The sequence below is a fragment of the Enterobacter sp. BIDMC109 genome (assembly GCF_001037885.1).
Taxonomy (GTDB): Bacteria; Pseudomonadota; Gammaproteobacteria; order Enterobacterales; family Enterobacteriaceae; genus Enterobacter; species Enterobacter hormaechei_C.
In genome coordinates this window covers 3151616-3178534 of record NZ_KQ090002.1, presented here as the reverse complement: position 1 = coordinate 3178534, position 26919 = coordinate 3151616, and the positions used below count along the sequence as shown (strand labels likewise).

Below are 26919 nucleotides of genomic sequence, written 5' to 3'. Positions count from 1 at the left end.
GCCGACGAAAATATAAATGATAATCATTATTACTGCTTTTATCATTTTAGGAGGATGATATGGATACGTCATTGGCTGAGGACCTTCAGCACACCGCGACCACGCTGCAATCAGACAGCTTTTTCTTTATGTCGCCCTATCGCAGTTTTACCACGTCAGGCTGTTTTGCCCGTTTTTCTGAACCCGCCGTCGGCGGTGACGATCCGGCGGGCCCCTTTCAGCAGAAATTAGCTCAGGCTTTCCAGAATGCGAAAAATAGCGGCATTGCCCATCCGGTGATGGTAGGGGCGATCCCCTTCGATACCCGCAAACTGTCATCGCTGTTTATTCCGCAACGCTGGCAAACCTTCTCCCGCCCGGCGCGTCAGCAGTCCGCACGCTACGCCTCCGGCGCGCAGACGCTGAACGTGCAACAACGCACCGAGATCCCGCCGCAGCCGGTTTTCGAGGAGATGGTCGCCCGCGCCGCGTCGCTCACCGCCACGCCGCAGGTGAATAAGGTGGTACTGTCGCGCCTGATTGATATCGCCACCGACAAACAGATTGATAGCAGCGCGCTGATGGAGCGTCTTATCGCCCAGAACCCGGCGAGCTTTAACTTCCACGTACCGCTGGAAGACGGCGGCGTGCTGCTGGGCGCCAGCCCGGAACTGCTGCTGCGTAAAGAGGGCGCGCACTTTAGCTCGCTGCCGCTGGCGGGCTCTGCGCGCCGTCAGCCGGACGATGTGCTGGATCGCGAAGCGGGCACTAAGCTGCTGGCCTCCGAAAAAGACCGTCACGAGCACGACCTGGTAACGCAGGCGATGAAAACCATTCTGGAACCGCGCAGCCATCATCTGACCATGCCGGCTTCCCCGTAGCTCATCACCACCCCGACGCTGTGGCATCTGGCGACGCCGGTAGAAGGTGACGCGCGTGAAAACGAGAACGCCCTGACGCTGGCCTGTCTGCTGCACCCGACGCCAGCGCTAAGCGGCTTCCCGCATCAGGCGGCAAAAGAGCTGATTGCCGAGCTGGAGCCGTTCGATCGTGAGCTGTTCGGCGGCATCGTCGGCTGGTGCGACAGCGAAGGTAACGGCGAGTGGGTGGTAACTATCCGCTGCGCGCGGCTGCATCAAAATACCGTTCGCCTGTTTGCCGGCGCGGGCATTGTGCCTGCTTCCTCCCCGGTGGGCGAGTGGCGCGAGACGGGCGTGAAGCTCTCCACCATGCTCAACGTGTTTGGTTTGCACTAAGGAATACTCATGACCATCCCTTTTACCCGCTGGCCTGAGGATTTTGCCCGCCGCTACCGTGAAAAAGGCTACTGGCAGGATCTGCCGCTGACCCACATCCTGACGGACCATGCGGACAACGATGCGGTCGCGATAATTGACGGCGATCGCCGCATCACCTACCGCGCGTTTAATCAGGCGGTGACGAATCTGGCGTCTGTCCTTCAGGCGCAGGGGCTGCATCGCGGCGAGACAGCGCTGGTGCAGCTCGGCAACGTGGCCGAGTTCTACATCACCTTCTTCGCGCTGCTGCAAATCGGCGTCGCACCGGTCAACGCGCTCTTTAGCCATCAGCGCAGCGAACTCAACGCCTACGCGGAGCAGATCAAACCCGCCGTGCTGATTGCCGACCGCGACCACACGCTGTTCGCGGGTGATGATTTTCTCAATACCTTTGTGGATGCGCATCGCTCGGTACGCGTTGTGCTGCTACGCGGCGATAAGGGCGAACACGCGCTGGAGGCGGCGATTGCACGCCCGGCGGACAATTTCATCCCGAACCCGACGCCCGCCGACGAAGTGGCGTTCTTCCAGCTCTCCGGCGGCAGCACCGGCACGCCGAAGCTGATCCCGCGTACGCACAACGACTACGACTACAGCATTCGCCGCAGCAACGAAATCTGCGGTATCACTGCGCACACCCGCTATCTGAACGCGCTTCCTGCGGCGCATAACTACGCCATGAGCTCGCCGGGATCGTTAGGCGTTTTCACGGCGGGCGGCTGCGTGGTGCTGGCTAACGATCCGAGCGCCACGCTCTGCTTCCCGCTGATTGAGCAGCATCAGATAAACGTCACCTCACTGGTGCCGCCCGCGGTCAGCCTGTGGTTGCAGGCGATTGCCGACGGCGCGGGGAACGCCCAGCTGAAATCCCTCGAACTGCTCCAGGTAGGCGGCGCACGTCTCTCCGCCACGCTTGCGGCACGTATTCCGGCGGAAATTGGCTGCCAGCTTCAGCAGGTGTTTGGCATGGCGGAAGGGCTGGTGAACTACACCGCCCTCGACGATGCGCCGGAGCGCATCATCAATACCCAGGGCCGCCCGATGTGCCCGGACGATGAAGTGTGGGTGGCGGACGAGGACGGCAACCCGCTGCCGCGCGGGGAAGTCGGGCGTCTGATGACGCGCGGCCCTTACACCTTCCGCGGCTATTTCAATAGCCCGGAACACAACGCCAGCGCCTTTGATGCCAACGGTTTCTACTGCTCGGGCGATCTGATCGCCATCGATGAGCAAGGTTACATCACCGTGCAGGGGCGCGAGAAAGATCAGATCAACCGCGGTGGCGAGAAGATCGCCGCCGAAGAGATCGAAAACCTGCTGCTGCGCCACGACGCGGTGATCCACGCCGCGCTGGTGAGCATGGAGGACAGCCTGCTGGGCGAAAAAAGCTGCGCGTACCTGGTGGTGAAACAGCCCCTGCGCGCGGTGGAGGTGCGCCGCTTCCTGCGCGAGCAGGGCGTCGCCGAATTTAAGCTGCCGGACCGCGTGGAGAGCGTGGATGCGCTTCCGCTCACGCCGGTCGGCAAAGTTGATAAGAAACAGTTGCGCCTGTGGCTTGCTGAACGCGCCCGGGGCTGAGGAACAGAGAATGGCCATTCCAAAATTAACCGCATACGCGCTGCCAACCGCCGCCGAACTGCCGACCAGTAAAGTGAACTGGGCGTTTGAACCGGAGCGCGCCGCGCTGCTGATCCACGATATGCAGGAGTACTTCCTGAACTTCTGGGGCGAAAATAGCGACATGATGCAGCAGGTAGTGGCGAACATCGCTAAACTGCGCGCGTACTGCAAAGAGCACAATATTCCGGTGTACTACACCGCGCAGCCGAAAGATCAGAGCGACGAAGACCGCGCCCTGCTGAACGATATGTGGGGGCCGGGCCTGACTCGCTCGCCGGAGCAGCAGCGCATCGTCGCTGAGCTGACCCCGGACGAAGCGGACACCGTGCTGGTGAAGTGGCGCTACAGCGCGTTTCACCGCTCGCCGCTGGAGCAGATGCTTAAAGAGACCGGGCGCAACCAGCTTTTGATCACCGGCGTGTACGCCCACATCGGCTGCATGACCACCGCCACCGACGCCTTTATGCGCGACATCAAACCGTTCTTTATCGCCGACGCGCTGGCGGATTTCACCCGCGACGAGCACCTGATGTCGCTGAAATACGTGGCAGGACGTTCGGGCCGCGTGGTGATGACCGACGAACTGCTGCCGTCCGTTCCGACAACGAAAGCCGCTCTGCGTGAGCTGATCCTGCCGCTGCTGGACGAGTCCGACGAGCCGATGGATGACGAAAACCTGATCGACTACGGTCTGGATTCAGTGAGGATGATGGCGCTGGCCGCCCGCTGGCGCAAAGTGCACGGCGACATTGATTTCGTGATGCTGGCAAAAAATCCGACCCTCGATGCCTGGTGGGCGCTGCTCTCCCGCGAGGTGAAGTGATGGCTTTTGATTTCACCGGTAAAACGGTCTGGGTGACGGGCGCGGGTAAGGGCATTGGTTATGCGACCGCGCTGGCATTTGTGGAGGCCGGGGCGCAGGTGACCGGGTTCGATCTGGCTTTCCCTCACGGCGAATATCCGTTTGCCACCGAAACGCTGGACGTGGCGGATGCGGCGCAGGCGAGTGACGTCTGCGGGCGTTTGCTCAGCAGCCTTGAGCGGCTCGATGTGCTGGTTAACGCGGCGGGCATTCTGCGTATGGGCGCGACGGATCAGCTCTCGCAGGAGGACTGGCAGCAGACCTTTGCGGTCAACGTCGGCGGCGCGTTCAACCTGTTCCAGCAGACGATGGGCCAGTTCCGTCATCAGCAGGGGGGGGCGATTGTGACGGTGGCCTCTGACGCGGCGCACACGCCGCGCATCGGCATGAGCGCCTACGGCGCGTCGAAAGCGGCGCTGAAAAGCCTGGCGCTGACCGTCGGGCTGGAACTGGCGGGCAGCGGCGTACGCTGTAACCTGGTGTCGCCGGGTTCAACGGATACCGACATGCAGCGCACCCTGTGGACCAGCGATGATGCGGAACAGCGGCGCATTCGCGGCTTTGGCGAGCAGTTCAAGCTCGGCATTCCGCTCGGTAAAATTGCCCGTCCACAGGAGATTGCTGCGACCGTGCTGTTCCTGGCATCCGATGCCGCCAGCCATATCACCTTGCAGGATATCGTGGTGGACGGCGGCTCCACGCTGGGGGCGTAATGATCTGGAAACGTCATTTAACGCTCGAGGAGCTGAACGCCACCAGCCTGAATACGATGGTGGGGCACCTTGGCATCGTCTATACCCGCCTCGGGGACGATACGCTGGAAGCGGAGATGCCGGTGGATGCCCGCACCCACCAGCCGTTTGGCCTGCTGCATGGCGGCGCCTCGGCGGCGCTGGCGGAAACGCTGGGCTCAATGGCCGGTTTTCTGATGACCCGTGACGGGCAGAACGTGGTGGGCACGGAACTGAATGCCACGCACCACCGCGCGGTCTCTCACGGTAAGGTACGCGGCGTGTGTCAGCCGCTGCATCTGGGCCGTTCCAGCCAGAGCTGGGAGATCGTGGTGTTCGACGAGCAGGGGCGGCGGTGCTGTACCTGTCGGTTGAGTACGATGGTGTTGGGGTAAGTCATTCAGCTGAAAGTGATCGGCTTAACACTGTGGTGTAAATCTCTGGTTTGACCACGCATTATTGCGTTTCAAAGTTGTTAAATTTTATCCGTTGTTCTAGAAACAAAATGTAACATCTCACTGTTTCACAACAACGGACAACAACTATGAACAACTCAGGGAAATACCTTACGTGGGCGGTGCTCTCCGTGGTGGGAGCCTTTGCCCTGGGCTATATCGCCCTCAACCGGGGGGAGCAGATCAACGCGCTGTGGATCGTCGTCGCCTCCGTCTGCATTTATCTGATCGCATACCGTTTTTATGGCCGCTATATCGCTAAGACGGTACTGGGCGTAGACGGCACGCGCATGACGCCGGCCGTGCGTCATAACGACGGTCTGGACTACGTGCCGACCGATAAAAAAGTGCTGTTCGGTCACCATTTCGCGGCGATTGCCGGGGCAGGCCCGCTGGTGGGGCCGGTACTGGCCGCGCAGATGGGCTACCTGCCAGGGATGATCTGGATCCTCGCGGGGGTGGTGCTGGCGGGCGCGGTGCAGGACTTCATGGTGCTGTTCGTCTCCACCCGCCGCGACGGTCGTTCGCTGGGTGAGCTGGTGAAAGAGGAGATGGGCGCAACCGCCGGGGTGATTGCGCTGGTGGCGACCTTTATGATCATGGTGATCATCCTCGCGGTGCTGGCGATGATCGTGGTGAAAGCCTTGACCCACAGCCCGTGGGGAACCTATACCGTCGCCTTCACCATTCCGCTGGCGCTGTTTATGGGGATCTATATCCGCTATCTGCGTCCGGGGCGCATTGGTGAAGTTTCAGTTATTGGCCTGGTGTTCCTGGTGTTTGCCATTATCTCCGGCGGCTGGGTAGCGGAAAGCCCGACCTGGGCGCCGTTCTTCGACTTCACCGGCGTGCAACTGACCTGGATGCTGGTGGGCTATGGCTTCGTGGCGGCGGTGCTGCCGGTATGGCTGCTGCTGGCCCCGCGTGACTACCTCTCCACCTTCCTGAAAATCGGCACCATCGTCGGGCTGGCGATCGGCATTCTGATTATGCGCCCGACCCTGACCATGCCTGCGCTGACCAAATTTATTGACGGCACCGGCCCGGTCTGGACCGGCAACCTGTTCCCGTTCCTGTTTATCACCATCGCCTGCGGCGCGGTGTCGGGCTTCCACGCGCTGATCGCCTCCGGAACCACGCCGAAGATGCTGGCGAATGAAAATCAGGCCTGCCTGATTGGCTACGGCGGCATGCTGATGGAATCCTTCGTGGCGATTATGGCGCTGGTTTCGGCCTGTATTATTGACCCGGGCGTTTACTTTGCGATGAACAGCCCAATGGCGGTACTGGCCCCGGCCGGCACCGTTGACGTGGTTGCCTCTGCCGCGCAGGTGGTCAGCGGCTGGGGCTTTGCGATTACCCCTGAAACGTTGACGCATATCGCTAATGAGGTCGGCGAGCAGTCAATTATCTCCCGCGCAGGCGGGGCGCCAACGCTGGCGGTGGGCATGGCCTACATTCTGCACGGCGCGCTGGGCGGGCTGATGGATGTCTCGTTCTGGTATCACTTCGCCATTCTGTTCGAGGCGCTGTTTATTCTGACGGCGGTGGATGCCGGTACGCGTGCGGCGCGCTTTATGTTGCAGGATCTGCTGGGGGTGATCTCCCCGAACCTGAAGCGTACCGATTCACTCCCGGCTAACCTGCTGGCGACGGCGCTGTGCGTGCTGGCGTGGGGCTACTTCCTGCATCAGGGCGTGGTCGATCCGCTCGGCGGGATTAACACCCTGTGGCCGCTGTTCGGTATCGCCAACCAGATGCTGGCGGGCATGGCCCTGATGCTCTGTGCCGTAGTCCTGTTCAAGATGAAGCGCCAGCGTTACGCATGGGTGGCGCTGGTGCCAACGGCGTGGCTGCTGATCTGTACCCTGACCGCGGGCTGGCAGAAAGCCTTCAGCCCGGACAACAAGGTGGGCTTCCTGGCGATCGCCAACAAGTTCCAGGCGATGATCGACAGCGGTAAGATCCCGGCGCAGTACACCGAGTCGCAGCTGTCGCAGCTGGTGTTTAACAACCGTCTGGACGCCGGGCTGACCATCTTCTTTATGGTGGTGGTTGTGGTGCTGGCGTTGTATTCTCTGAAAACCGCGCTGGCGGCGCTGAAAGTCGACACACCGACGGCGAAAGAGACGCCGTATGAGCCAATGCCTGAGAACCTGGACGAGATTGTCACCCAGGCGAAAGGGGCGCATTAACCCGTGTGCCGGGTGGCGGCTTCGCCTTACCCGGCCTACATTTCCTGTGAGATCAGAACTATGTTCGACACCCTTTCCAAAGCAGGTAAATACCTGGGCCAGGCCGCTAAAATGATGATTGGCGTGCCGGATTACGACAACTACGTCGAGCATATGCGCGTCAACCACCCGGACCAGACGCCCATGACCTACGAAGAATTTTTCCGCGACCGTCAGGACGCCCGCTACGGCGGCAAGGGCGGGGCGAAGTGCTGTTAACCCTCTTTTGGTAAATAGAGGCTGATCTGCTCCTGTTTACAGCCGTAAATTGCCGCCAGCTTTTCGCGGGTGCGCTTTTGCGGTCGGGAGTCCAGCGCTTCCAGCTGTGACACGGCGGACTGGCTGATGCCAAGCTTCTCCGCCACCTCCTGCTGGGACATGCCGCGTAAAATGCGCCAGGCGGCCTGTAGGCTGACGTTCTCGTTATGCATGATGTCGCATACTTCACCAGGTAATCCTACGTCATCATAACAATCGTGTTCGACTTCAATATCCTCTAGATCATCATCGGTTTCGTCGTCAATTTCTGCCATCTGTAAGCACATACGAAAGTATTCATCATAGGGAATAACGACGTACTGCGCTTTTCCGTCATCGTCCTTAATTAGCTGAACAGCCATAGGGGGCTTTCTCCTCGTGAAGGTAGGTCGTTGATGTTCTGCGCTTGACGGCCAAAACATAACAATGGTTATCGGGATCGTCCCGAAGTGTAATCAGAATGCGGTAATCGCCAACGCGTAGCCGGAAATGATTTTCTGTTGCCGATATTTTTTTGATATCGGGCCGGGGAGCTGAGCGATCGTCCAGCTCAGCAAGTTTTGCTTTGATTCTTCGCTGATATCGGCCATCGATTTTGGAAAACTCTTTCTTTGCATTCTTTGACCAGACAATCTTCATCCGTACCTCCACTGTACGCCCACACAAATTATAAGGAAATAATAAGACTATTAGATAAATTCCGAATTTCTTATGGGGTACTGTAGAGCGGAGAAAAACCGCGAGAAAGCGGCAAAACGCGAATCGTCGAGGCGGCTCGAACAGGCCTCTGCCGGGCGACAGAGGCATACAGTAAATTTGCGATCAGGCGTTCAGACCGCCGTCGACATCCAGACCGGTGCCGGAAATTTGCCCCGCAGCCGGGCTGGCGAGGAAGGTGACCGCCGCTGCGATATCCTCCGGCTGGCCGTAATGGCCCAGGGCAATAAGCTGACGCTGAGAGTCAGCCTGTTCGCCGTCTTCCGGGTTCATATCGCTGTTGGTCGGGCCGGGGTGCACCAGGTTGACGGTAATGCCGCGCGGGCCTAAATCGCGGGCCAGACCTCGGGTGAGGGAATTAAGGGCAGACTTGGTCATCGAGTAGACGGCGATCCCCGGCTGTGCCACGCGGTTCGCCAGACAGCTACCGATGTTGATGATGCGACCGCCGTCAGACATGTGCACCAGCGCTTCCTGAATGGCGATCACCACGCCGCGGATGTTGACGTTCATCAGAGCGTCGATGTCCGCCAGGGTCATGGACTCCAGCGGGCCGCCGCGCGCAATCCCGGCGTTATTGACCAGAATATCCAGCCCGCCGAGGGAGCGCGCCGCCTGCGTGACCGCATCCTGAATCGCCTGCGCGCTGGCGCTGTCGGCCTGAATCGCCTCGCCGTGTCGCCCCAGCGCGTTGATCTCATCGACAACCTGCTGGGCTTTATCGACGGATTTTTCGTAGGTGATAACCACATCGGCACCGGCGCGTGCCAGCGACAGCGCAATCGCCCGACCCAGCCCACGACTGGCGCCGGTAACCAGCGCCTTTTTACCTGTTAAATCGATCTGCATGATGACCTCGTTACGAGAGTGGAGAGAATCATCATTAGGTATAGTCCGTCGGCGCGATTAACGGCTGAAGGATTCCACCTTCTCAAACGCGGCGCGCAGAACCTCAGGCGTTAACGTAACCGGCAGAAGATGAATCGACTCCACCGGGCGCAGGGTGTGGGCAATGACCTTATCCAGCTCGTCGCGGTTGTGAATATCGACGTCCAGCTCGCGAAGCGTGGTCGGCAGATTGAAGCGCTGGTACGCCGCCACCAGCTGCGCCAGCACGTCGTCCTGACCGAGCAGGGCGCTCTGCACCAGAATGCCGTAGGCCACCTTGGTGCCGTGCAGGTATTTTTCCGTCTGCGGCAGCACGGTTAAGCCGTTGTGCACCGCGTGCGCCGCCGCCACGCGGGTATAGCGCTCACCCAGACCGCCGACCATTCCGCCTCCGGCAATAATCGCATCCACCACGTCCCGGAACGCCTGCGTCTGTTCGCCGCGCTGCTGATCCGCAAGCGCCTCTTCGCTGCGTTCCAGCAGCACGTCACGGATCGCCAGCGCACCGTTCAGGCCAAGACGCACGGTCAGCGGCAGACTATCAGGTTGAGGGGCGAGCACCGCCGCTTCGTACCACTTCGCCAGCGTATCGCCGATGCCCGCCAGCAGATATTCCGCCGGGGCGTTAAGGATGATCTGCGGCTCCACCAGCACCAGAAAGTTGGCGTCGTCAAAAATCTCAAACTGTAGCGCCTGACCGGCATCGTTGTACCAGACGGAGAGCGGGGTCCACGCCGCGCAGGTGGCGGCGATAGTGGGAATGCCTACGAACGGCACGCCCAGACGACGCGCCACGGCCTTGACGGTATCCATTACCGCACCGCCGCCCACGCCAATCACCACGCTGGTTTCACTACCAGACTCGTTCACCAGATGGGTGACGTCACGCTCGCTGCAATGGCCCTTAAACAGCAGATGTTTTGCCCCCGTCGCGTTAAAACTCTGCGGCAGATAAGGGCGTGCGCCCTCGATTGCCCGCTCGCCGTAGATCCACACCGCGCGGGAAAGCTGTTCCGGAGTAAAGAAATCATCCAGGTGGGCAAGGCTTCCCGGATGAGAGAAGTAGTTCGCCGGGCCGGGCACGACGCGGATATCGGTGTTGCTCATGAAGTTGTCCTTTTTTAGCAAGCGCTAACCCGATGTTATGTCTGGACATCCGGATGGCTAATAATATTTTGCTTTAACTTATGCCTTTTACGTCGTTGTCAGTCAACAAGAGCTGTGAAAAATTCGCTAAATCAGAAGAGTAATGAAGGATTTACGCGGATGGTTTCCAGTCGCCTTGAGATGCGCGGTATCAGCCTGGCCTTTTCCGGCTTTCAGGCCCTGTCGCGCGTGGATTTCACCCTGAACGGCGGGTCGGTGCATGCGCTGACCGGCGCCAACGGCGCGGGGAAATCGACGCTGATGGCGGTGCTGTGCGGGACGCACGATCGTTATGAAGGCGAAATCTGCATTAACAACCAGCCGGTAAGTATCCGCGAGCCGCTGGACGCCAAACGGCTGGGTATCCACCTTGTGCAGCAGGAGGTGGATGTGGCGCTCATCCCCGGGTTAAGCATTGCCGAAAACATCATGCTCGACCAGTTGGCGCATCCGGGGCACCGCTACAGCTGGCGCGCGGTTCGTCAGCAGGCGCGGCAGGCGCTGGCGCAGCTGGATGTTTCGCTCGACGTACGCCGCTCCATCGACAGTTGCACGCTGGCTGAAAAACAGCAGATTTTGCTTGCGCGGGCGCTCTCGCACCACTGCCGTTTTCTCATTCTTGATGAGCCCACCGCGCCGCTGGACGCGCACGAGAGTGAGCGTCTGTTTGCGGTAGTAAGACGTCTGCAACAGCAGGGTATCGGCGTGGTGTTTATCTCTCACCGCATTCACGAGCTGAAGGCCATCTGCGACACCCTGACGGTGCTTCGCGACGGCAGGCTGATTGAGTCCGGCCCGATGGCGGATCTGAGCGGCGAAGCGATTGCTGAGAAGATGCTCGGCCACGAGCTGAGCGATATCTATCCGCCCCCGCGCCCGCCGCACGGTGAGGAGACGCTGCTGCGGGTGGAAGGGCTGCACGACGATGCGCTGCTGAAAGATATCTCCCTGCACCTGCGCAAAGGTGAAATCCTCGGCATTGCCGGGCTGGCGGGGGCGGGGAAAACGGAACTCTGCAAGGCGCTGTTTGGCGCCAGCAAAAGCCGCGTCGCGCGCGGCGAGCTGAACCATCAGGCCTGGAAACCGCGCGATCCGGCAGACTCGGTACTGCGCGGTCTGGCGCTGGTGCCGGAGGAGCGGCGCAAAGAGGGCATTTTTATCGACGAGCCGGTGAGCATGAACCTTGCCGTGTGCGCCGATAACAGCTTCTCGCGCTGGAGCCTGTTTGGTCATCGTCAGGCGTGGCGCTGGGCAGAAGAGGTGATTGCCCGCGTCGGCGTGCGCACGCGCGGGCCGGGGCAGGTGCTGCGACGCTTATCCGGCGGTAACCAGCAGAAGGTCGCCATCGGCAAATGGCTGCGCAATGACGCCAGCGTGCTGATATTCGACGAGCCGACCAAAGGCGTGGACGTGAAGGCCAAAACCGATCTGTTTCAGCTGATCGACGGCCTGGCGCGCGAGGGCAAAGGTGTCATTTACGCCTCGGGCGAGTTCGCCGAGCTGGTCGGGCTGTGCGACCGCATCTGCGTGCTGTGGGACGGACGCATCGTGGCGGAAATCGCCGGAGCCGAGGCCCGGGAAGAGACACTACTTTATTATTCAACCGGAGGAACGGCGTCGTGAGCAAGGCCCTTTCAGTGAATGCGGCGGCGTCTGGCCGTCAGCAGATTTTCGATTTTCTCTACAGGTGGGGCATGCTGCTGACCGTCGTCGCGCTGGTGGCGGTGTTTGGCCTGGCGTCGGACAGCTTCCTCGATCCGAACAACATCATCAACATTCTGCGCTCGATTGCCATCGTGACGGTGATTGCCATCGGCGTCTCGATTTCGCTGACCGTCGGCGGGTTCGATCTCTCGGTGGGGTCAACCGCGTCGCTGGCGAACGCGCTGGTGATTTCGCTTTTCGTCTGGCACGGCTTCGGCACCACCGAGTCGATTCTGCTGACCCTTGCGCTCTGCACGCTGGTCGGCCTGTTTAACGCCTTTCTGATCGTCATCCTGCGCATTCCGGACATGCTCGCGACCCTTGCCAGCCTGTTTGTCATCCAGGGCGTGGCGATGACCTACAGCTACGGCGGGTCGATTACCGAGAACATGGTGCTGCCGAGCGGCGACATGGCGGAAGGGACCATTCCGGCGGCGTTCAGCCTGCTGGGGCAGGTGCCGACCATTGTGATCGTCATGCTGGTGGTGACGATTCTGGCGCAGCTTGGCCTGTCGCTGACCACCCACGGACGCCGGATGTACGCCATTGGCGGCAACCCGGAAGCCGCGCGTCTCTCCGGTATTCGCACCACGCGCTACAAGGTGGCGGCCTACGTGATCGCCTCGCTGCTGGCGGGACTGGGTGGAATTTTGCTGGCTTCGCGTATCGGTTCATCGCAGGTGAATGCGGGGGGCGGCTACCTGATGGATGCGGTGGCGGCGGCGTGGATCGGGTTCTCGCTGGCCGGGTCCGGCAAGCCGAACGCGCTGGGCACGCTGGTGGGGGCGGTGATCCTCGGCGTGCTGTCGAACGGGCTGGTGATGCTCTCCGTGCCGTATTACGCCATGGACATTATAAAAGGGCTGGTGCTCGCGGTGGCACTGGCGATTACTTACATACAAAAACGCTGACAACACAACGGGATAATAAATGAAAAAGATTGCGCTCTCTTTGGTAGCTCTTGGATTACTCACTTCTTTGCCGGGCCTGGCGGCTACCCCCGCGCCGGTTCCGGCCGCCATTGCCAGCCATGACGGCCCCATTCGCATTGCGGTGATCCGCAACCTGGGCTCGGACGACAACACCACGCAGTTTGTTGCCGGGGCGATTCAGGAAGGGAAAAAGCTCGGCTTTAAGGTCAGCACGTTTTTAAGTAACGGGGACGACGCCAGATTCCAGGATTTCGTGAACCAGGCCATCAGCCAGAAATACGACGGGATTATTCTCTCTCAGGGGCGCGATCCGTACTCCACCGCGCTGGTAAAGAAGGCGGTGGATGCCGGGATTAAAGTTTCGGTGTTTGATACCGCCGTGAACGGCGAGATCCCGGGCGTAACCGTTACCCAGCAGGACGATGCCTCCCTGACCAACCTCTCTTTTGGTCAACTGGCGAAAGATTTCAACGGCAAGGCCAATATCGTCAAGCTGTGGGTCGCGGGCTTCCCGCCGATGGAGCGCCGTCAGGCGGCGTATAAAGAACTGCAAAAGCAGTATCCGGAGATTAAAGAGCTGGAGTCCATCGGCGCGGTCTCCTCTGACGTGCAGGGCGACACCGCCAACAAGGTGGGGGCGATCCTCGCGAAATACCCGAAAGGTAAAATCGACGCCATCTGGGGGACCTGGGATGCCTTCAGTCAGGGCGCGTATAAGGCGCTGAAAGAGAACGGCCGCACCGAGATCAAGCTCTACAGCATCGACATCTCCAACCAGGATCTCCAGCTGATGCGCGAGCCGGGTAGCCCGTGGAAGGTGAGCGTGGCGGTAGATCCGAAGCTGATTGGCGCGACCAACGTACGCCTGATCGCCAATAAGATTGCCGGAGAAGCGACGCCTGCCACCTACGATTTCAAGGCGGCGGCTATTCCGCAGGCGCTGCTGACCGCCCAGCCGGGCGCGGTGAACGTGGCGTCTCTGGGGAAAATCATTCCGGGCTGGGGCCAGACGGAAGATTTTATCGCGCCGTGGTTTGCGACGCTTGCCGCTAAAAACAAGTAAACCAAGCCGGGTGGCGGCTGCGCCTTACCCGGCCTACATTTCGCACCCGTAGGCCCGGTAAGCGTAGCGCCACCGGGCGTAAGGAGCATAAGGTGTCTCAATTACCCCCTCCCGAATACAGCCGCAATATGCGGCTGATTGGCCATAGCGACCAGGGCGGTCGTCCGGACGGTGTACAGCTGATGGTGCACCGTGGTTTCGCCTATATCGGTCATATGGTGTCGCAGGGCTTTTCCATTGTCGACGTGCGCGATCCGAAAAAACCAAAAGCCGCAGGTTACGTGCCCGCGCCGCCGGGTACCTGGAACGTACACCTCCAGGCGCACGACGATTTTCTGCTGGTGATTAACGCCCGGGATCTGTTTGCCGATGCGCGTTTTGCCGATGAGAAGGTCTACTACACCCGCCAGGTGGGGGAGACCGTCAGCGACGTGCAGGATAAAGGCTGGAGCGCCGGGCTTCGCGTCTTTGATATCTCCACGCCGGACAGGCCACGCGAAATCGGCTTTCTGTCGCTGAGCGGCATCGGCATTCACCGCATCTGGTACGTCGGTGGCCGCTGGGCCTACGTTTCAGCGCTGATCGACGGCTTTACCGATTACATTTTCCTGACTATCGATCTGGCGGACCCGCGTAAGCCTGAAGTCGCGGGGCGCTGGTGGCTGCCCGGGATGAACCAGGCCGAAGGTGAGAAGCCGGACTGGCCGGAAGGAAAACGTTACGCCCTGCACCATGCGATTATTGCCGGCGACACCGCCTACGGCAGCTGGCGCGACGGCGGCCTGACGCTGCTGGACGTGAAGGACCGCGCGCAGCCGAAGCTGATTAGCCATCGCAACTGGAGCCCGCCGTTTGGCGGCGGAACGCACACCGCGCTGCCGCTGCCGGACCGCGACCTGCTGGTGGTACTGGACGAGGCGGTGCTGGATAACCAGCAGGACGGCGAAAAGCTGATCTGGCTGTTTGATATCCGCGAGCCGTCGAATCCGGTAAGTATTGCCACCTTCCCGCAGCCGGATGAAACTGACTACGTGGCGAAAGGGGCGCATTTCGGCCCGCACAACCTGCACGAGAACCGGCCGGGAAGCTTCGTCAGCTCAACGCTAATTTTTGCGACGTATCAGAACGCGGGCGTGCGCGCGTACGATATTTCCAATCCGTATCGCCCGGTGGAAACGGGAGCGCTGGTGCCCGCGGCGCCGGAGAGGATGATGGATACGCGGCCCAACCGCCCGCAGGTGATCCAGTCGTGCGACGTGTTTGTGGATGCGCAGGGGATTATTTACAGCACGGACTATAACGGCGGGATGTCGGTGATTGAGTATCTGGGGTGAGTTTTTGCCGGGTGGCGGCTTCGCCTTACCCGGCCTACATTTTGCACCCGTAGGCCCGGTAAGCGCAGTGCCACCGGGCAAACGTTCTCAACTGTACTGCCGCACCCGCGCCACCAGCTCTTCCGCGCTGTCGATGCGGTCGGCAATGACAATCAGCGCTTTACCGAGGGATATTGCATGGCGGAGGCATTCGTGGCGCATGGCTTCATCCTGGATGGTGTCGATATCCGCCACGTGTGAAAGCCCGACGCTGCGGCGAATCAGCTCGGTGCCGCAGAACCCGATGGCGTCATGCCAGACCTTTTTCAGGAACGCGGAGGCATAGCCCGGCGCGCTGAGTGCGGCGTCGCGGGCTTTCTCGTTTGCCAGCGCCTGGAAGCGCTCCGCGAAGGTGTTCCACAGTTCCTGAATATCGGTCAGGCGCTGCTCGCGCGCGGCGGCGGCATCGCGAATGCCGAGGTGCCCAGGCAGGCCGCAGAAGTTCAGCAGCAGGTTGCCGATGGCGGTGCCAACGTCAAAGCCAATCGGCCCAAAATAGCCGAACTCAGCGTCGATGGCCTTCAGGCTGCCGTCGGCCACAAAAATCGAACCGCTGTGAATGTCTCCGTGCAGCAGGGCTTCGGCGTGCGAGAAAAAGCGGTGCTTGAGGGAGGCCACGGCGATTTTAAGCTGGGCGTCGTCGCGCAGGGCGGCAACGTCGTTTTCCAGCTCGGCCGGGTAGCTGTTGCGCGCGTGGATCTGGTACGGATCGTTAAAGAACAGATCTTCGGTGATCTCGCACATCTCCGGGTTGATGAATTTCGCTACCTGCGCTTTTTTATCGTGCGGATGCAGATAAAAATCGCTGGTGTGAAACAGGGTATGAGCCAGATATTCCCCCAGCTGACGCGCCGCCTGGGGGTAGTAAATGTTGTTAATCTGCTCGCCGCGCCAGATGCGATGACTGGAGAGATCTTCCATCACCATCACCGCCAGTTCCGGGTCAAAGTGGTGGATTTTTACCGTGTGCTGCGGGCTGTGCTGGTAATGCTCGACCAGGGTTTGCGCTTCAAGACGGGCACGATCCAGCGTCAGCGGCCAGGATTCGCCGACGCAGCGTACATAGGGCAGCGCCTGCTTAACGACGATGCGGCTCACGCCCGCGCGGTCGAAAATTTTAAAGACCAGGTTGAGGTTGCCGTCGCCGATTTCCTGCGCCTCTACCAGCGATGAAGGATCGTCAAGTCCGCCAAACTGCCTGGCATACTCCACGGCGTCCTGAGCGGTAAAGGTACGGTATTGCGACATGGCCTGCTCCTCAGTTTTGCTAATTAAGACATGTAGACGTCTATACATCTGGATTTCATCCTGACACAATGTGCTACAACAACGCAACAGGGAATTAACGACATGCAGACATTACAGACGACCAGCCTGCGGGTGGCGGATAATCAGCTCTTTATTCTCGACCAGCAGGCGCTTCCACAGGAGAAACGCTGGCTGGATGCCTCGACGGTCGAGGCGCTGGTCGGGCACATCCACGCCCTGCGGGTGCGCGGCGCGCCGCTGATTGGTCTCTCTGCAAGCCTGTTGCTGGCGCTGTTAGCGGAAAGCGGCAAAAGCCGCGACGAGCTGGCGGTGGCGCTGGAAACCCTGCGCGCCTCCCGCCCGACGGCGGTGAACCTGATGAATAACCTCGATCGCATGAAGAATGCGCTGTGGCAGGAAGATTATGTTCCGGCGCTGGTGGCTGAAGCGCTGCGGCTGATTGACGAAGACAAACGGCTCTGTGACGCTATTGCCAGTGCGGGCAGCGCGCTGGTGAAGCGCGGCAGCCGTCTGCTGACCCACTGCAACACCGGCGGGCTGGCGACGGCGGGCGTCGGTACCGCGCTGGGGGTGATTGCCCGCGCGCATCAGGAAGGCAAGGTAAGCAACGTCTGGGTGGATGAAACCCGTCCGCTATTGCAGGGCGGCAGGCTGACCGCGTGGGAACTCGGCGAGCTGGGCGTACCGTATCAGCTGATTACCGACTCCATGGCCGCCAGCCTGATGGCAAAAGGGCAGGTGGACGCCGTGTGGGTGGGTGCAGACCGCATTGCCGCCAACGGCGACGTGGCGAACAAAATCGGCACCTATTCCCTGGCGGTGCTGGCGAAGTTTCACGGCATTCCGTTCTACGTCGCTGCCCCGCAAACGACCCTCGACCCGGACTGCCCGAACGGTGACGCAATCCCGATTGAGCAGCGCGCGGCCAGTGAAGTGACGGGCGTGGCGGGGAGCTTTGGCGCGGTGCAGTGGGCGCCGCAAGAGGCGCAGGTCTATAACCCGGCGTTTGACGTCACCCCCGCCTCGCTGATTAGCGGCTGGGTGCTGGATACAGGCGTGGTCACACCGGACGAGGTAGCGAAAGGGAAATTTGCCTGAGTCCGGCTATCCTTTAAGGGCGTTCCCTGAGAGGACAACATCGTGACGCTCGATCCTGACACAGACTTAAAACTGGAGCGCGTGGTGGATGCACCGCGCGACCTCGGCGATTGCGCGTCATCCGACGAAGGAGATCCGCGAGCAACATGAGCAGATGGGCTTCCACGAAGCATGGGGCGTGGTGCTGGATCATCTGGTGGGGTATGTTAAGGGGCTTAACGCGTAGTGCGCGCGGGTGCCCTCACCCCAACCCTCTCCCACAGGGAGAGGGGGCTAACCGTGCCTGTTCAGACTATGCCAGGCGTGGATACGCATCCGCAATCGCATCCCCGGTAAACTGCGCCACCCAACCCTCCGGGTTATCGAAAATACGAATCGCCGTAAAGTTCGGCTCTGAGCCCATATCAAACCAGTGCGGCGTGCCCGCGGGAACGGAAATCAGGTCGTTTTTCTCGCACAGCACCTGATACACTTCATCGCCGATGTGCAGGCAGAACAATCCCGCCCCTTCCACGAAAAAGCGCACTTCGTCTTCACCGTGAGTGTGTTCGTTCAGAAACTTCGCGCGCAGCGCCTCTTTCTGCGGATTGTCGGCGCGCAGGCTGATCACATCCCAGCTCTGGTAACCTTTCTCTGCCACCAGCTTGTCGATCGCATGCTGATAGGCCGCGATCACGGCTTCAGGCGCGGGATCGTGCCCTAAATCGCGATCCGCCGCCCAGCGTTCAAACCGCACGCCTTTGGCGTTGAGCTGTTGGGCAATCTCGGCGGCGTCGGCGCTGTGCCACTGGTGCTGACTGGCGTCTTTATCGGAATAAATGGTCAATGCGCTCATGAAGGGATTTGCTCCGGATTAATCTCGTCAAACTGGTGGATCTGATGATGATGGCTTGCGCCGTCATCTTCACCGCGAATCAGTTGCAGGGTGCGAAAACCCGCCTGCTCAGCTGCGTCCAGCTCCTGATGAATATCCGACAGAAACAGGATCTGCGACGGGGCAATGCCCGTTTGCGCCGCAATATTTTGATAAGACTGCACCTCGCGCTTGGCGCCAATGCGGGTATCAAAATAGCCGCTGAACAGATGAGTAATATCACCTTCGTCGCTGTAGCCAAATAACAGTTTCTGCGCGGCGACAGAGCCAGAGGAATAAACATAGAGATCAATCCCTTGCGCCTTCCATTTTTCCAGCGCGGGCAGTACGTCAGGATAGAGGTGTCCGGTAAAGTCACCGTTGACGTAACCGTCCTGCCAGATGATGCCTTGCAGGGCTTTGAGCGCCGTCGATTTGCGGTCTTCATCCATAAAGGTAAACAGTACGTTGATGAGATCGCTGACGCTGGCTTGCGGAGCGCTGATTTCATCGCGCAGGTTGTCCAGAATCGATTTGACCGGCTCGGCGTACTGCTGCGCGGTCACGAAGGCCGCCAGCCGCTCACGCGCGTAGGGGAACAAAACATCATGGACAAAACGGATATCGCTGGTGGTCCCTTCAATATCCGTCACAATCGCGCGAATCATACTCTCTCCCATTGTCGTAAACGCATTTCGCATTCAAATAAGAATTCTAACCCTTCCAGATGACGGCGGGCTTCGGCCACGTCGCGTCCCCAGCAGGTTAAGCCATGACCGCGCAGAAGAAAACCATAATTAAGCGGGCGTTCCTGCGCGTAATGGGCGATGCGCGAGGCGAGGGCGTCGATGTCCTGGTCGTTATCAAACACCGGGATGGCCACCGTATCCTGGTGCGTGGTCTGCCCGGTAAGGGATTTTTGCATCTCGAAACCGGTGATCTTCAGCTCGGCCTCGTTGACCAGACGCGACAGCACCGTGGCATTGACAGTGTGAACGTGCAGGACGGCGTTAGCCTCGGGAAACAGGCGATAGATGAGGGTATGCAGCCCGGTCTCTGCCGACGGTTTACGGCCAGACGGCGCACGGTTGGTGGCGATTTCAACCTGTAGAAAATCGGCGGTGGTCAGGCTGCCTTTGTCTTTTCCGGATTCGCTCAGCCAGCACAGGTGTTCATCCTGACGCACGGACATATTGCCGCCGGTAGCGGGCGCCCAGCCTTTTGCGCCAATCCAGCGGCAGGCCTCGACCAGGTGTGTGAGTTGCAGGTTGTCTGTCATTTCCTTTTACCCTCTCGGTCAGGAATATTTATATCGTTTAGACGTCTAAGCGTCTTGATTGCCAAAGACTAACATCGTGTTATAGTGTCAGCAACATAAGTATTACAGGCAGGCACACTACAATGAGCAATAACCCGTTGATCCCGCATAGTAAACTTCCAAATCTCGGCACGACAATTTTTACCCGGATGAGCGCTCTGGCGCAGCAGCATAACGCCATTAACCTCTCGCAGGGGTTCCCGGATTTTGACGGCCCGCGCTATTTGCAGGAGCGTCTGGCGTACCACGTGGCGCAGGGGGCAAACCAGTACGCGCCGATGACCGGCGTGCAGGCGTTGCGTGAAGCCATTGCGGATAAAACGGCTGAGCTGTATGGCTATAAACCTGATGCGAACAGCGATATCACGGTAACCGCAGGGGCGACCGAAGCGCTGTATGCGGCGATAACCGCCCTGGTGCGTACGGGCGATGAGGTTATTTGTTTTGACCCAAGCTACGATAGCTACGCCCCGGCGATTGAACTGGCCGGCGGCGTAGTGAAACGCGTGGCGCTCCAGCCGCCGCATTTTCGTCCGGACTGGCAGGCGTTTGCCGCGCTGCTGAGCGATAAAACCCGGCTGGTGATCCTGAATACGCCGCACAACCCATCGGCGACGGTGTGGCAGAAGAGCGATTTTGCCGCCCTGTGGCAGGCCATCGCCGAACGTGAAATCTATGTTCTGAGCGACGAGGTGTATGAGCATATCTGCTTCGCCGAAGAGGGGCATGCCAGCGTGCTGGCGCATCCGCAGCTTCGTGAGCGTGCAATCGCGGTATCGTCATTTGGCAAAACCTACCATATGACCGGCTGGAAGGTCGGGTACTGCGTGGCGCCCGCCGCCATCAGCGCTGAGCTGCGTAAAGTGCACCAGTATCTGACGTTTGCGGTGAACACACCCGCTCAGCTGGCGCTGGCGGACATGTTGCGCAGCGAACCCGGACACTACCGCGAGCTGCCGGATTTTTACCGTGCGCGTCGGGATCGGTTTGTGGCTGCGTTGAGCCAGAGTCGGCTGGAGATTTTACCCTGTGAAGGTACTTACTTCCTGCTGGCCGACTACAGCGCGATTTCCGATCTGGACGACGTGAGTTTCTGCCAGTGGCTGACGAAAGAGGTGGGTGTGGCGGCCATCCCGCTGTCGGTGTTCTGCGCCGATCCCTTCCCGCATAAGCTGATCCGGCTTTGCTTTGCGAAGCAGGAATCGACGCTGCTGGCAGCGGCTGCGCGGTTAAACGCGCTCTGACTATTTCACCGTCCAGGCTTCAGAAAAACGACGGTCTGCGAAGAGTTCGAGCAGACCGTTGATTTGTTTGAGGCGCAGCACTTCGTCGCTATCCATACCCAACTCCTGGCCAATTTTCTGCTCACTCCAGCCCATAAGCACCAGCTCGCGCACGATTTCTGACATGGCGTTGATCTGGTGGCGTCCGCGCGCGCGGTTGTGGCGAATGGTCGCAGCCATGCGGTCGAACTTTTCCTGCCGCGCTTTACGCAGGCAGGTGACAGGAAGGTAACCCTTAAGCTGGCGCTTCAGGGGCGCCCGGTTACTGCCGATATCATGGCGGTGAAAACCATCGACAATTTCGTAGTGCTGTGGCGCATTTTCCGTCACCACGATAGGCTGTGTGAATCCATCCAGCTCCAGTGACTTGCTGAGCAGCCGCTTTTCCGGTGGCGCGACGTTATTTGGGTTGTAATCGTTAGCGCTGATGTTTGTCTTTTTTATCCACAATACGCAATCGACGGGCTGATCGCGAAAAGGGCTGATTTCATGTAATGCCTGACGAAACGCATTAATAGCGGCTATTCGCTCTTCCTCAGAAAGTGCCTGAAGGTACGTTTCCATTTCGGTGATTATTCGTTGTTGCATAAAATCCCCCATTCCTTGCGTTTTGCTTTCACTCTGTCGCTGTAGCGCTGATAGTGTTTGGGCTTATTTGGGCTAAACGAAAGTGCCCGGCACCAATAGTCATTGTTGAGTAAAACCTTACAAATGCGTCGCCAGGAGGGGATATCTTTTGCACCAATGTCACCCTCCTGCGTATCGGGAATATCGTTCATGCCTCGCTTTTGATACCAGTGGAGATAAACCGCGATTTTATTGCGGTAATGTTCCGCCGTATTTTGCGGCATGCTGTCGAGTAGCAGCATGGCGTATTCGCGCCAGCCAAGATGGTCTGGTTTCAGGATCTTCCGGTGGCCATAAAAATGGTTATCGTGCCCGGCATAAATACCGCCGCTGCGCACCCCGCAGGCACGCTCACACATCGCCGCCCAGCGTTCGGGTTCAATGACATGATAGAGCCACAAGCCCTGACGCTGTTCCGGGCCAAACGGTTCGCAGATGCGCATATAACGCGGCGGCACCCCCGCCTTGTACATCAGGTCGTATAACGGGTTATAGCAACATTTCGATTTCGCGAACCACGTCCAGATGTCGGCGGTTTTCCAGTCGTACAGAGGGTAGATATACCAGGTGTGCCCGCCCGGTGCGACGGTCGTCCAGGGTTTATCGTCAGAAAAGCGCTGCTTACGTGCCGACGCGATAGCCAGAAAGCGGTTGTAGGATTCATCGGCGCGGATCCCCACCATGACGGCGGCAGGACGTTTTTGCGCATACCATTCGGCAAACTCTCGCACGAAGACTTCAAACGTCATTCCCTGCTGATAAAAATCGAAATAGTGATAATCGGTAATGGCATCTTCCGGTGGCTGGCGAACCCAGTTTGTCCCGGGTTCCCAGCACTGCCATTCAGGTTGAAACTGTGACAGGGCGTTCTGGGTCGTGAGCGGAAGCGCTACCCACCAGAACTGATGGATAACATCCCGATACAGCGTTCTCATCGTGTCAACATGCTGAATGGTTGAGGAGAATTGCGCTTCCCAGTCCAGAAAGATGACATCTATTTTTCGCTTTAATTGCCGTGCTTGCTGGGCAACGAGATGCAGCATCACGGTAGAATCTTTTCCACCGGAAAAGGAAACGCATACCCTGGAGAAATTGTTTAGCGTCCAGTCTATGCGTTCCGCTGAAGCGTCTAAAACATTTTCCTGTAAAGGGATTTTATAGATAGACATGGTTAATCGCATCCTGCGTGTTAAATGTCTGGAAAAAATTAAGACGATATTATGAAATCATTTTTCATTATTTTCACGGGATCATTTTTTCAGTTTGCGATTTTTATATTCATCATATAAATGATTTTACGCAGATGGAGCGGAAAGACAGAGTTTATGCATTTTCTCAATGAACGTTGAAAAAACGCTGCTGTTCAGCGATGAACGGCTGTAAAGCATATAGACATGTATTTCGGGCAATTCAAATGGGGCGGCGATCCGTTTTATTTTTAACGTCTCTTTATAGGCTTCATAGATTGATACGGGTATAAAGCCTAACAGATCAGATGAACTGACCATGGAGATAAGCGAGCTGATGGAGTCCGTGCGAAAAGCAATATCTCTTTCCGGGAAAAGGTCATTGGCGCGATTCTGGAACTCTTTAACGCCCGGGTGCGCACTCTGGTAAAAGGTGAATTTTTCCCGGTATAACGCTTCAAGACTGACCGTATCGGCGAGTCTTGGGTGGTTTTCTCGGCAGATTAACGCTATTGGCACCGTGGCAAAGTGAGAACACACCACAGAGCGATTCTTAATTGGGGCAATAGTAAAGATCAGGTCGGCTTTACGGTAGGCGAGCAGGTCCTCTGCGGATTCCGGAGAGATAAGCATATCTCGTTGTTCTATCTCGTAATTTTCCTCTGACATTAGCAGCTTCATTGGTTCGAGCATATAGCCGGGCGACATCATTTGAGAGCAATAGATAACGAACTTTTTCTTGATGTCCGAGTGATGCATCATGTTGATCGTCTGCTCAATTTGGTTGAGATTCTGTTCAAGATGATGATGCAGGTTGGTGCCCACCGTGGTCGGCGTAATTCCCTTACCTGAGCGGATGAACAGGGGGTCATTGAGCTGGCCACGCAGACGTTGCAGCGACTGGCTCACGGCGGATGGCGTGATATAAAGTGTCTCGGCAGCCTTACTGATACTGAGATGTTGGTAAATGCATTCGAAGATGACTAACAGATTGAGATCGAATTTTTTTAGGTCGTAGAGGTTGGCCATGTTTCGTCCTGAGTGTGCTGTGTTTGCTGTCGTTATCACATCATGGAGTACGACAGAGGGAAGTTACCTTTAACAATCCGTGGGGGTAACTCGCTTAATTTAAAAATTAAGTGATCTTAATATATCACGGCTTTGGATTATTGAAACACAACTTCAAGATTTATTAAGATAATTTTATCTTTAAAGTGTGATTGAATTATTTGAATGACAACTGGCATTTATATATAGCGCGAAATTTATAATGAAATTAAATTTATAACGTTTCTGAGGCCTGTTCGATTCTGCCTATCACAACCATAGGCAGGACTATCCCTCTTATGCATTGCTCAATGCGCGCACGGATGCTGTAATCAAACCGCTGTTACGGCCTTGATACAAGGTATGTAGAGCGCAACGCAACGCCAGCTTCGGCTGGCACTGAATGTACCTGCGGGGAATTCAGGTATCAGGGCCGCCCGTTGAGGCGGCCTTTTTACTTTCAGGCTTTCCTGTAAAAGGTTCACCTTGCTGTCTTGTTGCTGTTGTAAGGTTTGGCTGATTGATTTGATAAAGCATACGCATTAGCCCCGATGAACAAAGTTGGTTACCTTACATCTCAACGAAAACACGGAGGAAGTACAGATGTCCTTGATTAACACCAAAATTAAACCTTTCAAAAACCAGGCGTTCAAAAACGGTGAGTTCATCGAAGTTACTGAGAAAGATACCGAGGGCCGCTGGAGCGTGTTCTTCTTCTATCCGGCTGACTTCACCTTCGTTTGCCCGACCGAACTGGGTGACGTGGCAGACCACTACGAAGAACTGCAAAAGCTGGGCGTAGACGTTTACTCTGTTTCTACCGATACCCACTTCACCCACAAAGCGTGGCACAGCAGCTCTGAAACTATCGCGAAAATCAAATACGCGATGATCGGCGACCCGACTGGCGCCCTGACCCGTAACTTCGACAACATGCGTGAAGATGAAGGCCTGGCTGACCGCGCGACCTTCGTTGTTGACCCGCAGGGCATTATCCAGGCTATCGAAGTTACCGCTGAAGGTATCGGCCGTGATGCATCTGACCTGCTGCGCAAAGTGAAAGCGGCTCAGTACGTTGCTTCTCACCCAGGCGAAGTGTGCCCGGCGAAATGGAAAGAAGGCGAAGCGACGCTGGCTCCATCTCTGGACCTGGTCGGCAAGATCTAAGTCTGTAAAGCCTGGCGGCGCTACTCTTGCACAGGCCTACAGTATCGTAGGCCGGGTAAACGAAGTGCCACCCGGCAATCAATGGGCGCTCCCCGCGCCCATTTCATTCCAGCACCATGATGCAAGTTGCATTCAGGCAGCCCGTATAAGGCGTCTTGCATGATGACGTTTTAAGAGAGGGAAGAATAATGCTCGACGCTAACATGAAAACCCAGCTCAAGGCCTACCTTGAGAAACTGACCAAACCTGTTGAGCTGATTGCCACGCTGGACGACAGCGCGAAATCGGCAGAAATCAAAGCGCTGCTGACAGAGATTGCTGAGCTGTCGCCGAAAGTGACCTTCAAAGAAGACAACACGCTGGCAGTCCGTAAGCCTTCTTTCCTGATCGCTAACCCAGGGTCTGACCAGGGGCCGCGTTTCGCGGGCTCTCCGCTGGGGCATGAATTTACCTCGCTGGTGCTGGCGCTGCTGTGGACCGGTGGTCATCCGTCAAAAGAAGCGCAGGCGCTGCTGGAGCAGATCCGCGATATCGACGGTGATTTTGAGTTTGAAACCTATTACTCACTCTCCTGCCATAACTGTCCGGACGTGGTGCAGGCGCTGAACCTGATGTCAGTCCTCAACCCACGCATTAAGCACACGGCGATTGACGGCGGTACGTTCCAGAACGAAATCACCGAGCGCAACGTGATGGGCGTTCCGGCGGTTTACCTGAATGGTCAGGAGTTCGGCCAGGGGCGTATGACCTTGACCGAAATCGTCGCCAAAGTGGATACCGGCGCAGAAAAACGTGCGGCGGAAGAGTTGAACCAACGCGATGCGTACGACGTACTGATTGTTGGCTCCGGCCCGGCGGGCGCGGCGGCAGCGGTCTACTCCGCACGTAAAGGGATCCGTACCGGTCTGATGGGGGAGCGTTTCGGTGGTCAGGTTCTGGATACCGTTGACATTGAAAACTACATTTCCGTGCCGAAAACCGAAGGCCAGAAGCTGGCCGGGGCGTTGAAAGCGCACGTCAGCGACTACGACGTGGATGTCATTGACAGCCAGAGCGCCAGCAAACTGGTTCCGGCGGCGGTCGAGGGTGGTTTGCACCAGATTGAAACAGCGTCCGGCGCGGTGCTGAAGGCGCGCAGCGTGATCATTGCCACCGGCGCGAAATGGCGCAACATGAACGTCCCGGGCGAAGATCAGTATCGCACCAAAGGCGTGACCTATTGCCCGCACTGTGACGGCCCGCTGTTCAAAGGTAAACGCGTCGCGGTGATCGGCGGCGGTAACTCCGGCGTGGAAGCGGCTATCGATCTGGCGGGAATTGTTGAACACGTTACCCTGCTGGAGTTCGCCCCTGAGATGAAAGCGGACCAGGTGTTGCAGGATAAAGTACGTAGCCTGAATAACGTCGATATTGTGCTCAATGCCCAGACGACAGAAGTGAAAGGCGACGGCAGCAAAGTGACCGGTCTGGAATACCGTGACCGCGTGAGTGGCGATATCCACAGCGTGGCGCTGGCAGGGATCTTTGTTCAGATTGGCCTGCTGCCAAACACCACCTGGCTGGAAGGCGCGATTGAGCGCAACCGCATGGGCGAGATCATCATTGATGCGAAATGCGAAACCAGCGTGAAGGGCGTATTTGCGGCGGGCGACTGCACCACCGTGCCGTACAAACAGATCATCATCGCCACTGGCGAAGGTGCGAAAGCGTCGCTGAGCTCGTTTGATTATCTGATCCGCACCAAAACCGCATAATAAAAGAAAGCAAGACGACACCTGCAATGCCAGAGGCCACCAAAAGGTGGCCTCTT

General features: G+C 58.1%; 26 protein-coding genes and 1 pseudogene. 16 read left to right on the top strand and 11 right to left on the bottom strand.

Annotated features, from left to right (window positions below):
* Positions 1-59 precede the first annotated feature (59 nt).
* From entC to SK62_RS15020, 7 genes and pseudogenes are all read left to right on the top strand, one after another.
* Positions 60-1235: pseudogene (gene entC, locus SK62_RS15050) on the top strand (isochorismate synthase EntC).
* Positions 1236-1244: 9 nt separating this feature from the next.
* On the top strand, positions 1245-2855 hold the full coding sequence (gene entE / locus SK62_RS15045; protein ID WP_017382511.1) for a (2,3-dihydroxybenzoyl)adenylate synthase EntE: 1611 nt from the start codon (positions 1245-1247) through the stop codon (positions 2853-2855).
* Between the two features lie 10 nt (positions 2856-2865).
* The gene (locus SK62_RS15040; RefSeq protein ID WP_015571175.1) at positions 2866-3720 is read left to right on the top strand and encodes an isochorismatase; all 855 of its coding nucleotides are present in this window, start codon (positions 2866-2868) and stop codon (positions 3718-3720) included.
* Entirely contained in the window at positions 3720-4472 is a 753-nt protein-coding gene (gene entA / locus SK62_RS15035; RefSeq protein WP_015571174.1) for a 2,3-dihydro-2,3-dihydroxybenzoate dehydrogenase EntA, read from the top strand. Before SK62_RS15040 ends, entA begins: the two co-directional genes overlap by 1 nt.
* A complete protein-coding gene (gene entH, locus SK62_RS15030; protein ID WP_015571173.1) occupies positions 4472-4885 on the top strand; it encodes a proofreading thioesterase EntH in 414 nt (137 codons plus the stop codon). Before entA ends, entH begins: the two co-directional genes overlap by 1 nt.
* 149 nt (positions 4886-5034) lie before the next feature.
* Positions 5035-7140: a pyruvate/proton symporter CstA gene (gene cstA, locus SK62_RS15025; RefSeq protein ID WP_017694336.1), complete on the top strand. Its 2106-nt coding sequence runs from the start codon at positions 5035-5037 to the stop codon at positions 7138-7140.
* A 60-nt stretch (positions 7141-7200) separates the two neighbouring features.
* Positions 7201-7398, top strand: a complete 198-nt coding sequence (locus SK62_RS15020) for a YbdD/YjiX family protein (RefSeq protein WP_006809671.1) — start codon at positions 7201-7203, stop codon at positions 7396-7398.
* Here SK62_RS15020 and SK62_RS15015 read toward each other — a convergent pair.
* The 4 genes from SK62_RS15015 to SK62_RS15000 form a co-directional block, all read right to left on the bottom strand.
* A complete protein-coding gene (locus SK62_RS15015; RefSeq protein ID WP_045348567.1) occupies positions 7395-7799 on the bottom strand; it encodes a helix-turn-helix domain-containing protein in 405 nt (134 codons plus the stop codon). The two genes, SK62_RS15020 and SK62_RS15015, sit on opposite strands and share 4 nt — an antisense overlap.
* Entirely contained in the window at positions 7780-8076 is a 297-nt protein-coding gene (locus tag SK62_RS15010) for a type II toxin-antitoxin system RelE family toxin (protein WP_023303272.1), read from the bottom strand. The genes SK62_RS15015 and SK62_RS15010 overlap by 20 nt, the downstream gene beginning before the upstream one ends.
* A gap of 183 nt (positions 8077-8259) precedes the next feature.
* Positions 8260-9003, bottom strand: a complete 744-nt coding sequence (locus SK62_RS15005) for an SDR family NAD(P)-dependent oxidoreductase (protein WP_023303273.1) — start codon at positions 9001-9003, stop codon at positions 8260-8262.
* A gap of 57 nt (positions 9004-9060) precedes the next feature.
* On the bottom strand, positions 9061-10149 hold the full coding sequence (locus SK62_RS15000) for an oxidoreductase (RefSeq protein WP_045348566.1): 1089 nt from the start codon (positions 10147-10149) through the stop codon (positions 9061-9063).
* Between the two features lie 159 nt (positions 10150-10308).
* On the opposite strand from SK62_RS15000, the gene SK62_RS14995 reads away from it, so the two are divergent.
* From SK62_RS14995 to SK62_RS14980, 4 genes are all read left to right on the top strand, one after another.
* A complete protein-coding gene (locus tag SK62_RS14995) occupies positions 10309-11811 on the top strand; it encodes a sugar ABC transporter ATP-binding protein (protein ID WP_048249660.1) in 1503 nt (500 codons plus the stop codon).
* Positions 11808-12803 (top strand): ABC transporter permease, encoded by a 996-nt coding sequence (locus tag SK62_RS14990; RefSeq protein ID WP_045348565.1) that lies wholly within the window; start codon positions 11808-11810, stop codon positions 12801-12803. The genes SK62_RS14995 and SK62_RS14990 overlap by 4 nt, the downstream gene beginning before the upstream one ends.
* A 19-nt stretch (positions 12804-12822) precedes the next feature.
* Positions 12823-13887, top strand: a complete 1065-nt coding sequence (locus tag SK62_RS14985; RefSeq protein WP_015571167.1) for a sugar ABC transporter substrate-binding protein — start codon at positions 12823-12825, stop codon at positions 13885-13887.
* Between the two features lie 92 nt (positions 13888-13979).
* Positions 13980-15221: an LVIVD repeat-containing protein gene (locus tag SK62_RS14980; protein WP_047718636.1), complete on the top strand. Its 1242-nt coding sequence runs from the start codon at positions 13980-13982 to the stop codon at positions 15219-15221.
* 87 nt (positions 15222-15308) lie between these two features.
* On the opposite strand, the gene mtnK is transcribed toward SK62_RS14980, so the two are convergent.
* Complete coding sequence (gene mtnK, locus SK62_RS14975; protein WP_045348563.1) at positions 15309-16508, bottom strand: S-methyl-5-thioribose kinase; 1200 nt, start codon at positions 16506-16508, stop codon at positions 15309-15311.
* A 102-nt stretch (positions 16509-16610) separates the two neighbouring features.
* Between mtnK and mtnA the strand changes: the two genes are divergently transcribed.
* Both mtnA and SK62_RS22955 read left to right on the top strand, forming a co-directional pair.
* The gene (gene mtnA, locus SK62_RS14970) at positions 16611-17627 is read left to right on the top strand and encodes an S-methyl-5-thioribose-1-phosphate isomerase (RefSeq protein WP_040117363.1); all 1017 of its coding nucleotides are present in this window, start codon (positions 16611-16613) and stop codon (positions 17625-17627) included.
* A gap of 88 nt (positions 17628-17715) precedes the next feature.
* Entirely contained in the window at positions 17716-17853 is a 138-nt protein-coding gene (locus SK62_RS22955; RefSeq protein WP_017694329.1) for an SRPBCC family protein, read from the top strand.
* A 66-nt stretch (positions 17854-17919) separates the two neighbouring features.
* Here SK62_RS22955 and SK62_RS14965 read toward each other — a convergent pair whose 3' ends face one another.
* The 3 genes from SK62_RS14965 to SK62_RS14955 are packed head-to-tail and all read right to left on the bottom strand — an operon-like array spanning position 17920 to position 19759.
* A complete protein-coding gene (locus SK62_RS14965) occupies positions 17920-18462 on the bottom strand; it encodes a 1,2-dihydroxy-3-keto-5-methylthiopentene dioxygenase (protein ID WP_023296108.1) in 543 nt (180 codons plus the stop codon).
* On the bottom strand, positions 18459-19148 hold the full coding sequence (gene mtnC / locus SK62_RS14960; RefSeq protein ID WP_045348562.1) for an acireductone synthase: 690 nt from the start codon (positions 19146-19148) through the stop codon (positions 18459-18461). The genes SK62_RS14965 and mtnC overlap by 4 nt, the downstream gene beginning before the upstream one ends.
* Positions 19145-19759, bottom strand: coding sequence for a methylthioribulose 1-phosphate dehydratase (locus SK62_RS14955; RefSeq protein WP_017382494.1), 615 nt, complete (start codon positions 19757-19759; stop codon positions 19145-19147). The genes mtnC and SK62_RS14955 overlap by 4 nt, the downstream gene beginning before the upstream one ends.
* Positions 19760-19881: 122 nt before the next feature.
* On the opposite strand from SK62_RS14955, the gene SK62_RS14950 reads away from it, so the two are divergent.
* Entirely contained in the window at positions 19882-21042 is a 1161-nt protein-coding gene (locus SK62_RS14950) for a pyridoxal phosphate-dependent aminotransferase (protein WP_045348561.1), read from the top strand.
* Here the strand turns inward: SK62_RS14950 and SK62_RS14945 are convergent, their stop codons facing one another.
* The 3 genes from SK62_RS14945 to SK62_RS14935 form a co-directional block, all read right to left on the bottom strand.
* Positions 21043-21669, bottom strand: a complete 627-nt coding sequence (locus tag SK62_RS14945) for an IbrB-like domain-containing protein (protein ID WP_017382492.1) — start codon at positions 21667-21669, stop codon at positions 21043-21045.
* Positions 21654-22877 (bottom strand): phosphoadenosine phosphosulfate reductase, encoded by a 1224-nt coding sequence (locus tag SK62_RS14940; RefSeq protein ID WP_017382491.1) that lies wholly within the window; start codon positions 22875-22877, stop codon positions 21654-21656. Before SK62_RS14940 ends, SK62_RS14945 begins: the two co-directional genes overlap by 16 nt.
* Positions 22878-23003: 126 nt before the next feature.
* Positions 23004-23924 (bottom strand): DNA-binding transcriptional repressor CitR, encoded by a 921-nt coding sequence (locus SK62_RS14935; RefSeq protein WP_045348560.1) that lies wholly within the window; start codon positions 23922-23924, stop codon positions 23004-23006.
* 621 nt (positions 23925-24545) lie between these two features.
* Between SK62_RS14935 and ahpC the strand changes: the two genes are divergently transcribed.
* Positions 24546-25109 (top strand): alkyl hydroperoxide reductase subunit C, encoded by a 564-nt coding sequence (gene ahpC / locus SK62_RS14930; RefSeq protein WP_014882974.1) that lies wholly within the window; start codon positions 24546-24548, stop codon positions 25107-25109.
* A gap of 188 nt (positions 25110-25297) precedes the next feature.
* On the top strand, positions 25298-26863 hold the full coding sequence (ahpF, locus tag SK62_RS14925; protein ID WP_017382489.1) for an alkyl hydroperoxide reductase subunit F: 1566 nt from the start codon (positions 25298-25300) through the stop codon (positions 26861-26863).
* Positions 26864-26919 lie beyond the last annotated feature (56 nt).

Coding starts and splice junctions, on each gene's coding strand:
- SK62_RS15010 (WP_023303272.1), bottom strand. CDS start 8,076: ATGAAGATTGTCTGGTCAAAGAATGCAAAGAAAGAGTTTTCCAAAATC.
- entA (WP_015571174.1), top strand. CDS start 3,720: ATGGCTTTTGATTTCACCGGTAAAACGGTCTGGGTGACGGGCGCGGGT.
- mtnA (WP_040117363.1), top strand. CDS start 16,611: ATGCAGACATTACAGACGACCAGCCTGCGGGTGGCGGATAATCAGCTC.
- ahpC (WP_014882974.1), top strand. CDS start 24,546: ATGTCCTTGATTAACACCAAAATTAAACCTTTCAAAAACCAGGCGTTC.
- SK62_RS14995 (WP_048249660.1), top strand. CDS start 10,309: ATGGTTTCCAGTCGCCTTGAGATGCGCGGTATCAGCCTGGCCTTTTCC.
- SK62_RS15000 (WP_045348566.1), bottom strand. CDS start 10,149: ATGAGCAACACCGATATCCGCGTCGTGCCCGGCCCGGCGAACTACTTC.
- entH (WP_015571173.1), top strand. CDS start 4,472: ATGATCTGGAAACGTCATTTAACGCTCGAGGAGCTGAACGCCACCAGC.
- SK62_RS14945 (WP_017382492.1), bottom strand. CDS start 21,669: ATGCAACAACGAATAATCACCGAAATGGAAACGTACCTTCAGGCACTT.
- SK62_RS15040 (WP_015571175.1), top strand. CDS start 2,866: ATGGCCATTCCAAAATTAACCGCATACGCGCTGCCAACCGCCGCCGAA.
- SK62_RS15005 (WP_023303273.1), bottom strand. CDS start 9,003: ATGCAGATCGATTTAACAGGTAAAAAGGCGCTGGTTACCGGCGCCAGT.
- cstA (WP_017694336.1), top strand. CDS start 5,035: ATGAACAACTCAGGGAAATACCTTACGTGGGCGGTGCTCTCCGTGGTG.
- entE (WP_017382511.1), top strand. CDS start 1,245: ATGACCATCCCTTTTACCCGCTGGCCTGAGGATTTTGCCCGCCGCTAC.
- SK62_RS22955 (WP_017694329.1), top strand. CDS start 17,716: ATGCACCGCGCGACCTCGGCGATTGCGCGTCATCCGACGAAGGAGATC.
- SK62_RS14950 (WP_045348561.1), top strand. CDS start 19,882: ATGAGCAATAACCCGTTGATCCCGCATAGTAAACTTCCAAATCTCGGC.
- SK62_RS14940 (WP_017382491.1), bottom strand. CDS start 22,877: ATGTCTATCTATAAAATCCCTTTACAGGAAAATGTTTTAGACGCTTCA.
- SK62_RS14985 (WP_015571167.1), top strand. CDS start 12,823: ATGAAAAAGATTGCGCTCTCTTTGGTAGCTCTTGGATTACTCACTTCT.
- SK62_RS14965 (WP_023296108.1), bottom strand. CDS start 18,462: ATGAGCGCATTGACCATTTATTCCGATAAAGACGCCAGTCAGCACCAG.
- mtnK (WP_045348563.1), bottom strand. CDS start 16,508: ATGTCGCAATACCGTACCTTTACCGCTCAGGACGCCGTGGAGTATGCC.
- SK62_RS14935 (WP_045348560.1), bottom strand. CDS start 23,924: ATGGCCAACCTCTACGACCTAAAAAAATTCGATCTCAATCTGTTAGTC.
- SK62_RS15020 (WP_006809671.1), top strand. CDS start 7,201: ATGTTCGACACCCTTTCCAAAGCAGGTAAATACCTGGGCCAGGCCGCT.
- mtnC (WP_045348562.1), bottom strand. CDS start 19,148: ATGATTCGCGCGATTGTGACGGATATTGAAGGGACCACCAGCGATATC.
- ahpF (WP_017382489.1), top strand. CDS start 25,298: ATGCTCGACGCTAACATGAAAACCCAGCTCAAGGCCTACCTTGAGAAA.
- SK62_RS14955 (WP_017382494.1), bottom strand. CDS start 19,759: ATGACAGACAACCTGCAACTCACACACCTGGTCGAGGCCTGCCGCTGG.
- SK62_RS15015 (WP_045348567.1), bottom strand. CDS start 7,799: ATGGCTGTTCAGCTAATTAAGGACGATGACGGAAAAGCGCAGTACGTC.